The sequence below is a fragment of the Gaiella sp. genome (assembly GCF_057140465.1).
This window is the reverse complement of the sequence record NZ_DBNHWK010000014.1, coordinates 1-10,507: the sequence shown is the minus strand read 5'-3', so window position 1 is coordinate 10,507 and position 10,507 is coordinate 1. Positions and strand designations below refer to the sequence as shown.

The 10,507-nt window shown below is 73.5% G+C and carries 11 protein-coding genes and 1 pseudogene; 9 read left to right on the top strand and 3 right to left on the bottom strand.

Annotated elements, in window-relative coordinates:
• Nucleotides 1-590: 590 nt before the first annotated feature.
• Nucleotides 591-1,583, bottom strand: coding sequence for a PLP-dependent transferase (locus AC162C_RS01480; RefSeq protein WP_484096004.1), 993 nt, complete (start codon nucleotides 1,581-1,583; stop codon nucleotides 591-593).
• A gap of 189 nt (nucleotides 1,584-1,772) precedes the next feature.
• Between AC162C_RS01480 and AC162C_RS01475 the strand changes: the two genes are divergently transcribed.
• Complete coding sequence (locus AC162C_RS01475) at nucleotides 1,773-3,335, top strand: acyl-CoA carboxylase subunit beta (RefSeq protein ID WP_484096003.1); 1,563 nt, start codon at nucleotides 1,773-1,775, stop codon at nucleotides 3,333-3,335.
• 3 nt (nucleotides 3,336-3,338) lie between these two features.
• On the opposite strand, the gene AC162C_RS01470 is transcribed toward AC162C_RS01475, so the two are convergent.
• On the bottom strand, nucleotides 3,339-4,184 hold the full coding sequence (locus AC162C_RS01470) for a GNAT family N-acetyltransferase (RefSeq protein ID WP_484096002.1): 846 nt from the start codon (nucleotides 4,182-4,184) through the stop codon (nucleotides 3,339-3,341).
• Between the two features lie 55 nt (nucleotides 4,185-4,239).
• On the opposite strand from AC162C_RS01470, the gene AC162C_RS01465 reads away from it, so the two are divergent.
• The 6 genes from AC162C_RS01465 (at nucleotide 4,240) to AC162C_RS01440 (ending at nucleotide 7,925) form a co-directional block, all read left to right on the top strand.
• Nucleotides 4,240-4,695, top strand: a complete 456-nt coding sequence (locus AC162C_RS01465) for a pyridoxamine 5'-phosphate oxidase family protein (RefSeq protein ID WP_484096001.1) — start codon at nucleotides 4,240-4,242, stop codon at nucleotides 4,693-4,695.
• Nucleotides 4,696-4,807: 112 nt separating this feature from the next.
• The gene (locus AC162C_RS01460; protein WP_462974054.1) at nucleotides 4,808-5,185 is read left to right on the top strand and encodes a TOBE domain-containing protein; all 378 of its coding nucleotides are present in this window, start codon (nucleotides 4,808-4,810) and stop codon (nucleotides 5,183-5,185) included.
• Nucleotides 5,182-5,907, top strand: a complete 726-nt coding sequence (gene modA, locus AC162C_RS01455) for a molybdate ABC transporter substrate-binding protein (protein WP_484096000.1) — start codon at nucleotides 5,182-5,184, stop codon at nucleotides 5,905-5,907. The genes AC162C_RS01460 and modA overlap by 4 nt, the downstream gene beginning before the upstream one ends.
• Nucleotides 5,904-6,725: an ABC transporter permease gene (locus AC162C_RS01450; protein WP_462974052.1), complete on the top strand. Its 822-nt coding sequence runs from the start codon at nucleotides 5,904-5,906 to the stop codon at nucleotides 6,723-6,725. Before modA ends, AC162C_RS01450 begins: the two co-directional genes overlap by 4 nt.
• Nucleotides 6,668-7,699: an ABC transporter ATP-binding protein gene (locus AC162C_RS01445; RefSeq protein ID WP_484095999.1), complete on the top strand. Its 1,032-nt coding sequence runs from the start codon at nucleotides 6,668-6,670 to the stop codon at nucleotides 7,697-7,699. The genes AC162C_RS01450 and AC162C_RS01445 overlap by 58 nt, the downstream gene beginning before the upstream one ends.
• Nucleotides 7,700-7,709: 10 nt before the next feature.
• The gene (locus AC162C_RS01440) at nucleotides 7,710-7,925 is read left to right on the top strand and encodes a hypothetical protein (RefSeq protein ID WP_484095998.1); all 216 of its coding nucleotides are present in this window, start codon (nucleotides 7,710-7,712) and stop codon (nucleotides 7,923-7,925) included.
• On the opposite strand, the gene pgsA is transcribed toward AC162C_RS01440, so the two are convergent.
• Nucleotides 7,880-8,419 (bottom strand): CDP-diacylglycerol--glycerol-3-phosphate 3-phosphatidyltransferase, encoded by a 540-nt coding sequence (pgsA, locus tag AC162C_RS01435; RefSeq protein WP_462974049.1) that lies wholly within the window; start codon nucleotides 8,417-8,419, stop codon nucleotides 7,880-7,882. The genes AC162C_RS01440 and pgsA overlap by 46 nt on opposite strands.
• A gap of 23 nt (nucleotides 8,420-8,442) precedes the next feature.
• Between pgsA and AC162C_RS01430 the strand changes: the two genes are divergently transcribed.
• Both AC162C_RS01430 and AC162C_RS01425 read left to right on the top strand, forming a co-directional pair.
• A complete protein-coding gene (locus AC162C_RS01430) occupies nucleotides 8,443-10,218 on the top strand; it encodes an acetyl/propionyl/methylcrotonyl-CoA carboxylase subunit alpha (protein ID WP_484095997.1) in 1,776 nt (591 codons plus the stop codon).
• Nucleotides 10,215-10,507: pseudogene (locus tag AC162C_RS01425) on the top strand (hypothetical protein); the annotation flags it as partial. The gene AC162C_RS01430 and the pseudogene AC162C_RS01425, both read left to right, overlap by 4 nt.

Genomic DNA, 10,507 nt, shown 5'->3' with positions numbered 1-10,507 from the left:
CGGTGTCGCTCGGAGTGCGCATCACCATCCACGCCGCGACGTACAACACGACGAACAGCACTCCCGTGAACGGGGCAAGACGCGATCCGGGCATCCGGGCTCCTTGTGAAGGGTGTTGGACGATGTCTGATTTCGCCGTCGTCGACTCGTCTTCCTCGTTCGAAGGTGCACGGCTGCTCGCTGACATCGACCGCGGTCGACTCTTTCCTCCGGGCAACGGCGGCGTGATCGGGGGAGAGAGCACGAGGTGTGCGGCACGGCGACGCACCCGTGGCGCCCGGACTACCGAATCCGAAGTGTCTGTCCGCGCCCCAGAAGCGCCCCGTGCCCATGCCGATCCGCTCGCGCAGTCATAGGGGGAGCGCGAGCGGTTGACGCTGGATGCGGGTCGCCTGGTGCTCTCGTCCCCGAGCTGCGCCGTACGCGATCCGGGCGCTCGGCACCGTTCTCGCGGCCCTCGCGATCGCGGCGCTGCTCGTCCGGTGGACGCGCGGTGATCACCGGCCGCTCTTCTCGACGGGTGTCGCCGGTGGGATGCCGCTCCGCTCGTCTCTCCGGGGAGATCGGTAGAGGCTGATCGACGGAGACGCTCAGGGCGCGGGGCCGTCGGGACTTGCGATCAGACGGTTCTCGAGCGCCTGTTCGAGATCGCTCCAGAGCTCGTCCGCGTCCTCGAGTCCGACGGAGAGCCTGAGGAGCCCCGGCGGGCAGCGGTCGCCCTCCCAGCGCTGCCTCGCCTCGAGCTTCGACCGCACGCCGCCGAGGCTCGTCGCGTTCACGATCGTTCCCAGCGACCGCTCCACGCGATGGGCGGCCTCGCCGTCGGCGACGTCGAACGAGATCAGGAACGAGAAGCCGGGGTAGCGAACCGTCTGCACGGCGGGGTGCGCGTGGAGGCGCTCGACGAGGAAGCGTGCGGTCGCCTCCTGCCGGGTGAGCCGCTCCTCGAGGGTTGCGAGGCGGCGGTGGACGCGCCACGCCGTGTCGGCGGAGGCAACGATGCCGGTCCGGGAGCGCATCGCCAGGAGCCGCTCGTAGAGGTCGTCGTCGCGTGTCACGAGCACCCCGGCGAGCGCGTCGTCGTGGCCCGAGAGCACTTTCGTCGCCGAGTGCAGCGCGAGGTCGCACCCGTGGTCGAGCGGTCGCACCCGGAGCGGCGAGGCGACCGTCGCGTCGCAGACGACCGGCGCCGGGTGCGCCGCCACCGCAGCGAAGTCGGGCATCGTCAGCAACGGGTTCGCGGGTGACTCGACGAGGACGAGGTCGGCGGGCGGCGGGGGGCCGGTCTGGTCGAACTCGACGCAGTCGATGCCCCAGGGCGCCAGTTGGTGGAGCAGCAGGTGATGGCCGTAGTACGCGCCTTCGGCGAGGGCCACCGTCGCGCCGGGGCGTGCCAGCGTGAGCAGGGCGGTCGTGGCGGCGGCCATCCCCGATGGGAAGAGCAGCGCGCGCCCACCGTCGAGGGCGCCGAGCGCCTCCTCGCAGGCGACGCCGGCCGGGTGTGCGGTGCGAGCGTACGAGAAGCGGGCCGGCTCTCCGTTCTCGTGCGGCCAGTTCGTCGAGTGGTCGACCGTGGTGCCCACGGTGCGACTGTAGTCCCGCGGACGAGCGGGGGGAGCGACGGAGTCGGTGCAGATGCGGTGCAGGGGCGTGACGATCGTCGGGGTGTGGGCGCGATAGGCTCGAGCCGTGGGGAGGAGGTTGGAGGACCCCCGGGATCGTCTCCTCGTCCACTTCGGACACGGCCTCGCCGACCGACTAGGCTCCAGCGCATGGCGACACACGACTCGACCGAGTCGAAGCTGCGCTGGCTCACCGAGCTGAGCGAGGCCGCCGCGCACGCCGGTGCCGAGAAGGCGATCGCGCGCCAGCGCGAGCGCGGCAAGCTCCTCGCGCGCGAGCGGATCGAGAAGCTGCTCGACCCGGGGTCGTTCGTCGAGCTCGACCGTTTCGTGCGCCATCGCGAGACGAACTTCGGCATGGCCGAGAACCGGCCGTGGGGCGACGCTGTCGTCACGGGCTACGGGACGGTGTTCGGGCGGAAGGTCTTCGTCTTCTCGCAGGACTTCACCGTGTTCGGGGGCTCGCTGTCCGAGGTCTTCGCGGAGAAGGTCTGCAAGGTGATGGACATGGCGGTGACGTACGGATGCCCGGTGGTCGGCATCAACGACTCGGGCGGCGCCCGCATCCAGGAGGGCGTCGTCTCGCTCGGCGGGTACGCGGAGATCTTCTGGCGGAACGTCCAGGCCTCGGGCGTCGTGCCGCAGGTCTCGCTCGTGATGGGGCCGTGCGCCGGGGGCGCCGTCTACTCGCCTGCGATCACCGACTTCACGCTGATGGTCGAGGAGACGTCGTACATGTTCATCACCGGCCCCGACGTGGTGAAGACGGTCACGGGCGAGACGGTCTCCTTCGAGGAGCTGGGCGGGGCGACCGCGCACGCGTCGAAGTCCGGCGTCGCCCATCTCACCGCGCCCGACGAGGAGGCGTGCCTGGAGGACGCCCGCTACCTGCTCACGTTCCTCCCCCAGAACAACCTCGAGTCGCCGCCGTACGCGGCGCCGTCCGACCCCGCCGACCGCGAGAGCCCGGAGCTGGACGTGCTCATCCCCGACGCGCCGAACAAGCCCTACGACATGCACCACGTGATCGAGGCGGTCGTCGACGACGGCGCGTTCCTCGAGATCCAGCCGCACTGGGCGGAGAACATCGTCTGCGGGTTCGCGCGGCTCGGCGGGCACGCCGTCGGGATCGTCGGCAACCAGCCGCACACGCTCGCCGGCGTGCTCGACATCGACGCCTCCGTGAAGGCGGCGCGCTTCGTCCGCACGTGCGACGCGTTCAACGTCCCCCTCGTCACCTTCGTCGACGTCCCGGGGTTCCTCCCAGGAACGGCGCAGGAGTGGGGCGGCATCATCCGTCACGGCGCCAAGCTCCTCTACGCGTACGCCGAGGCGACGGTGCCGAAGCTGACGGTGATCACCCGCAAGGCCTACGGCGGCGCCTACGACGTCATGAGCTCGAAGCACATCCGGGCCGACCTGAACCTCGCCTGGCCGACCGCCGAGGTCGCGGTGATGGGGCCGGAGGGCGCCGTCAACATCGTGTTCCGCGCCGAGCTCGAGGCGGCCGCCGACCCCGATGCGCGGCGGGCGGAGCTGATCGCCGACTACAAGGAGCGCTTCGCGAACCCGTACACCGCCGCCGAGCGCGGTTACGTCGACGACGTGATCGAGCCGAGGCGGACGCGCCCGATGCTGATCTCCGGCCTCGAGACGACGCTCACGAAGCGCGAGCCGTCGCCGAAGCGCAAGCACGGGAACATCCCGCTCTGACGGCTACGCAGTGAACGTGATCTCGGTCGAGTCGCAGACGGGCTCGTAGCCGATGCGCGCGTAGATCCGGTTCGACGTCGGGTTCGCGAGGTCGGTGTAGAGGAAGCAGAAGCGCCGCCCTCCGGCGAGGAGCTCCTCCGAGAGGGTCGCGACGAGGGAGGTGGCGTAGCCGCGGCCCCGGAGCCCGGGCGGCGTGTACACGGGGCCGATGCGGATCCCGTTCGGCGTCGGGCCCCCGTATGCGGCGAGCGACACGACCTCCCCTCCGTCGACCCAGAGCCGGATCCCGCAGTCGGGGTCGGAGAGGCGGTGATCGACGCTCACGGCCTCGCGTCCTCGCTCCGCGCGGTGCCCTTCGAGCGCCTCGTCGGCGAACGCGTGCCACCAGGCGATCGCGAGCTCGCGGTCGGCGGTGCCCGCCGTGCGCATCCCGCCGCTCGCGTTCCCGCGTGTCCGCACTGCGCGCAGGGCGTGGATCCGCATCGCCATCCGCGGCGCCCAGCGGCCGCCGTGCGCGGCGACCCACGCCGAGGCGACGTCCTCGGCCTCGGGCAGACCGCCGGTCACGCCGGGCGGATCGTCCTCGATCGCGGAGACGAGCGCCGGCACGGCGTCGGCACGCGCCGGCTGTGCGACCAGCAGGTTGTGCGGGGGCGTGCGCAACGCGGCCCCGAGCGGCTGGCCGCGCTCCTCGACGACCCAGAACCTCGCCTCGGGGTAGTAGTCGGGCGTGTCGACGAGGAGCGCGCCGATCCCGAGCATCAGGTTGTGCCGCGCCTCGTCGGCGAGCAGGAGGGGGCTCGCGCGCTCCAGGAACGCCTCCGGGCCGTCGATCTCGACGGTGCGCATCGGCCGATCGTACGCGCGACGTGACGGCGGCCGGAAGCTCGAGTAGCCTCGCCGCATGGCGTTCGCGCATGCGCGGATCTCCGGCCCGCTCGACCGGGAGGGGATCGCCGCGTTCCTCGACGAGGCGGTGATCCCGCTGCGCCTCGCCTGCGTCGCGCCGTCGGGCTGGCCGATCGTCGTCTCCCTCTGGTTCGCACGCCGCGACGGCGAGCTCGTCTGTGCGACGCAGCGGTCGAGCTCGCTCGTCCGGGCGCTCGAGCACGAGCCGCGCTGCGCGTTCGAGGTCGCCGGCGAGCGTCCGCCGTATCGTGGGGTGCGCGGCCGCGCGCGGGTCACGATCGAGCCCGACGAGGGCCTCGCGACGCTCGCGGAGCTCGTCGGCCGCTACCTCGGCGGCACGGAGGGCTCCTTCGCGCGGTGGCTGCTCGGGCGGACGAGCCCCGAGGTCGTGCTCCGCCTCGACCCGGTCGAGGTCTCGAGCTGGGACTACTCCCGCCGCATGCGGTCGTAGGCGAGGGGCCCCTCGAGGCGCGGAACGCGGGCGGCCGGGGACGCCTCGCCGGGGCCTCCGGAGACGACGGAGCCCACAGGCGTCAAGCGGGCGTCGTATACTTGCATAGGCAATGCCTAGGGATTTCGTATCCGCCGCCGAGGCCGCCCGCGCGCTCGGGATCTCGCTCGACACGCTCCGCCGCTGGGACCGGGCCGGGAAGATCCGCGTCGAGCGCGACGCCGCGAACCGCCGGCTCGTTCCCACCTCGGAGATCGCGCGGCTGCGCGGGCCCGACGGGGGAGACCGGATCACGGCGCGGAACCACTTCCGGGGCGTCGTGCGCTCGGTCGAGGTCGACGGCCTGCTCGCGAGGGTCGAGATCGACGTCACCGAGCCCGCCCGCGTCGTCGCCATCGTCACCCGAGAGGCGGTGGAGGAGCTCGGGCTGAAGCCGGGCGACGGCGCCGCCGGCGTCGTCAAGGCGACGAGCGTGATGGTCGAGCGGTGAGGGCAGCGGCCGTCCTCGCGGTCGCCGCGCTCGCGGCGCTCCTCGCGACCTCGTGCGGCGGTGACGGTGCGCTGCGCGTGTTCGCGGCGTCGTCGCTCCGTGACGCCCTCCCCGCCGTCGACCCGAACGCCGAGTACGTCTTCGCCGGGTCGGACACGCTCGCGACCCAGATCCGCGAGGGCGCCGCCGCCGACGTCTACGTCGCGGCCGGCACCCGCGCCATGGACGGCCTCGCCGAAGAGAGGCTGGTCGCCGCCCCGACCGCCTTCGCCTCCAACCGGCTCGTGGTGGTCGTTCCGGGCGGGCGCGGCACCGACATCCGGGAGTTCGCCGACGTCGCGCGTCCGGGCGTGCGGCTCGTGCTCGCCGGCGAGGGCGTCCCCGCGGGCGACTACGCGCGGGAGGCGCTCGCGGCGGCAGGCGTGCTCGACGCCGCCCTCGCCAACGTCGTCAGCTTCGAGGAGTCGGTGAGCGCCGTCGTCGCGAAGGTCGCCCTCGGCGAGGTCGACGCCGGGATCGTGTACGCGACCGACGCCCGCATCGCCCGCGACGACGTCGAGACGATCGCCGTCCCCGACGCCGTGCAGCCGCGCATCGTCTACCTCGCGGCGCCCGTCGACGGCGGCGACACGGCTGCAGCCGAGGCCTTCGTCGCCCGCCTCACGGGCGCCGAGGGGCAGCGCCTGCTCGCCGAGGCCGGGTTCACGCGGAGCGCCGGATGAGGGCGTTCGCGATCCTGCTCTGGGCCTCGCTCGGGCTCGCCGTCGCGTTCCTCGGCATCCCGCTCGCGGCGCTCTTCCTCCGTGTCCCTCCCGGCGAGCTCCTCGCGCAGCTCGGCAGCGAGACCGCGCGCGAGGCCCTGTGGGTGACGCTCGAGGCGAACGTGATCGCCCAGGCGCTCGTCGTGCTCGTCGGGACACCCGCCGCGTACCTGCTGGCGACACGGCGGTTCCGCGGACGCGACGTCGTCGTGTCGGTGCTCGAGCTCCCGCTCGTGCTCCCGCCCGCGGTCGCCGGCGTCGCCCTCCTCGCCGCGTTCGGGCGCACCGGGCTCCTCGGGGGCGAGCTCGAGGCCCTCGGGATCACGATCCCGTTCACGGAGGCGGCCGTCGTGCTCGCCGTCTGCTTCGTGTCGAGCCCGTTCTACGTCCGGGCCGCGATCACCGGGTTCGAGAGCGTCGACCCGCAGCTCGTCGACGCCGCCCGCACCCTCGGCGCCGGCGCCCCGCGGGTCTTCGGCCGTGTCTTCCTGCCGCTCGCACTCGGCAGCCTCGGCACCGGTGCGACGCTCTCGTTCGCTCGGGGCCTCGGCGAGTTCGGCGCCACGATCATGTTCGCCGGCAGCCTCCCGGGCGTCACGCAGACGATGCCGCTCGCCATCTACGCCGCACTCGACCAGGACTTCGAGGTCGCCCTCGCGCTCGGCGCCCTCCTCGTCCTCGCCAGCATCGTGATCCTCCTCGTCACCAAGGCGCTCCCGCGATGGGCACGCTCACCGTCGACGTCCGCACCCCTCTCCGCGCGTTCGCTCTCGAGCTGACGCTCGAGGTCGGCGGTACGGTCGCCCTCGTCGGGCCCTCCGGCGCGGGGAAGACCACCGTGCTGCGCGCGATCGCGGGCCTCGTGCGTCCGTCGCGGGGACGGATCGGCCTCGACGACGCCGTCTGGCTCGACACGGAGCACGGCGTGGACGTGCCGCCGGAGCGGCGGCGGGTCGGCTTCGTGTTCCAGGACTACGCGCTCTTCCCGCACCTCCGCGTCGACCAGAACGTCGCGTTCGGGGCGGCCGAGCCGTCCCGCGCGGGCGCGCTCCTCGAGCGCCTGCGGATCGCGCACCTCGCCTCTGCACACCCGCGCGACCTCTCGGGGGGCGAGCGGCAGCGCGTTGCGATCGCCCGTGCGCTCGCCCGGGACCCGGAGGTGCTCCTCCTCGACGAGCCGCTGTCGGCGCTCGACGCCCACACGCGCCTCGGCGTGCGCGCCGAGCTCCACGAGCTCCTCGGCGACCTCGGCCTGCCGACGCTCCTCGTCACCCACGACTTCGAGGACGCGGCGACGCTCGCGGAGCGGATCGGCGTGCTCGTCGACGGCCGTGTCCTGCAGGTCGGCACGGCGGCCGACCTCGTCGCCGCCCCCGACGACCCGTTCGTCGCGACGTTCGCCGGCGCGTCCCTCCTCGAGGGCGTCGCGCGACCGGGTGCGAGCGGCCTCACGGAGGTCACGCTCGACGCCGGCGGCGTCGTGTTCTCGACCGACGCGGCGGCGGGGCGGGTCGCCGTCGCCGTCTTCCCCTGGGAGGTCTCGCTGTCGCGCCTCGCGCCCGACGACTCCGCCATCAACCACGTGCAGGCGACGGTCGCGTCGGTCGTTCCGCTCGGCAACCGGGCGCGCGTGCGCGTCGGCCCGATCACGGCCGAGGTGACGACGGCCTCGGTCGACCGCCTCGGGATCACCGCCGGCGACGTCGTCGTCGCGTCCTTCAAGGCGACGGCGGCCCGGCTCCTGCCGCTGTAGGCTGACCCGCGTGGAGCTCGAGCTGCATCCGACTGCCGACGCCCCGGTGCTCGCAGCCGTGCGCCGTGCGGTCGCGGAGGCGGGACTCGACGTCGCGCCCGCCCGCGGCGACGACGGCAGCGTGTGGCAGCGGGCGGCGAGGCTCGAGGCGGCGGGCGGCGACCCCGTGACGAGCGCCGCTCAGGCGCGCTCGCCGCGGAGCACGCTCGGCGCGACGCGCGCGTAGTCGAGCCCGCTCACCCAGGTGAGGATGACGGCGACGAGCATCGTCCACCACGCGATGCCGTCGCTCCAGGCGCCGCCGGCGGCGATCCCTCCGACGGTCACCGCGACCGCCTGCGCCCACGTCTTCAGCTTGCCCAGGTCGCGCGCGCCCATCACGACGCGGCGCTCGATCGCCGCCAGCCGCAGGCCCGAGACCGCGATCTCGCGCGCCACGATCGCCGCCACCATCCAGGCGGGGACGACGCCCTCGCCGACGAGCATCACGACGGCGGCCATCACGAGCACCTTGTCGGCGATCGGGTCGAGCAGCGAGCCGAACGCGGAGGTCTGGTTCCAGCGCCGGGCGAGCCAGCCGTCGACCTGGTCGGTCGCCATCGCGAGCGCGAAGACGAGCGTCGCCCAGTAGGCGTGGTTCGGGAAGTCCCAGGCGAACAGCACGACGACGACGGGGACGGCAAAGGCGCGCGCGACGGTCAGCTGGTCGGGAAGCGTCACTGTCGGAGAGAATACGCTGCGTCATGGCGGGCTTCGGCAAAGTCCTCGTCGCCAACCGCGGGGAGATCGCGATCCGCGTCTTCCGGACGCTGCGCGAGCTCGACATCGGATGCGTCGCGGTCTTCTCGGAGGCCGACCGCGGCCGCGCGCACGTCGAGGCGGCCGACGAGGCGTACCTGATCGGCCCCGGGCCGGCGGCGGAGAGCTACCTGCGAGGCGACGTGATCGTCGACGCCGCGCTCCGCGCCGGCGCCGAAGCCGTGCACCCGGGCTACGGATTCCTCGCCGAGAACGCGGCGTTCGCACGCATGGTCGAGGACGCGGGCCTGACGTGGATCGGGCCACCGCCCGCCGCAATCGAGCTGATGGGATCGAAGACGGCCGCCCGTCGGGCGATGCGCGAGGCGGGCGTCCCGATCATCCCGGGAGCGACGGAGCCGCTGCGGGACGCCGACGCACTGCTCGCGCTCGCGGCCGAGATCGGCTACCCGCTGATCGTGAAGGCCGCGGCCGGCGGCGGCGGCAAGGGGATGAAGCTCGTCACCGCGCCGGACGAGGCGGAGCGCGCCTTCGAGTCCGCGACCCGGGAGGGCGAGAAGTACTTCGCCGACGCCGCCGTGTACGCGGAGCGGTACCTCGTCGACCCCCGTCACGTCGAGGTGCAAGTGCTCGCCGACGCCCACGGCACCGTGATCCACCTCGGCGAGCGCGAGTGCACGATCCAGCGTCGCCACCAGAAGCTCGTCGAGGAGACGCCGTCCCCCGCCGTCGACGACGAGCTGCGCGCGCGGATCGGCGCAATCGCCGTCGAGGCCGCGCGGGCCGCCGGCTATCGCTCGGCGGGGACGATCGAGGGGCTGCTCACGGCCGACGGCGACTACTTCTTCATGGAGATGAACACGCGCATCCAGGTCGAGCACACGGTGACCGAGCTCGTGACCGGGCTCGACCTCGTCCGCGAGCAGGTGCTGATCGCGATGGGGAAGCCGCTCACGATCGGCCAGGAGGACGTGCGCCTGCGCGGGCACGCGTTCGAGTGCCGGATCAACGCGGAGGACGTGGCACACGGGTTCCGGCCCGCCCCGGGCCTCGTCACCGCCTACCGGGAGCCCGCCGGGCCGGGCGTCAGGGTCGACTCGGGCGTGCGGGCGGGGGACGAGATCTCGGAGCTGTACGACCCGATGATCGCGAAGCTGATCGTGCACGACACCGACCGCGAACGCGCGCGACGGCGCATGCTGCGTGCGCTCGCGGAGTTCACGATCGAGGGCCCGCCGACGCTGCTCGGCTTCCACCGAGCGTTGCTCGAGCACCCATGCTTCGTGGCCGGGGAGACGTGCCACGGCGTCGTCGAGTCGCCCGAGCTCGCGGCGCGCGCGGCGGAGCTCGACGAGCGCCCGTCCGTCGTCCGGCCGTCCGACAACGGCGCGGGCGCGCTGCCGACGCGGGCGCGGCTCGTCGGCGTCGAGGTCGACGGTCGCGCGTACGACGTGGCACTGCGCGTGACGGAGCCGCCGTGGGCGGAGCTCGCGCGTCGGCGGCGGGATCGTGCGGCGCGCAGCGGGCTCGGCGGCTTCGGCGACGTCCTCAGCCCGATGCAGGGCACGGTGCTCAAGGTGGAGGTCGCCGAGGGCGACGAGGTCGAGCCCGGCCAGGTGATCTGCGTCGTGGAGGCGATGAAGATGGAGAACGAGATCGCGGCGCCCCGCGCCGGCCTCGTCCGCGACCTCTCGGTCGAGGTCGGGCAGGCCGTGACGATCGGGCATCGCGTGTGCGCGGTCGTCGAGCCCGACGCGTGAGCGCGCTCGCCGACCTCGTCGCCGACCTCGTGGCGGGGGACCGGCTGACCGGCGCGACGCTCAGCAACCCGCGCCACCGCACGGAGGAGGGGCCCCGGAAGCTGACGATCGACCCGGTGGTCGTGCGCCGGCGGCAGCGGTACCGCGTGCGGCGTCACCTCCGGACGAGGACGACCGACGAGATCGTCGAGGGGGAGGCCGTGCCGGCGCTCGTCGCGGGGCTCGTCGGCCCCGACTTCCGGCAGGCGCTCCTCCACGCGCCGGACGCCGACTGGCAGGTGCTGGCGGG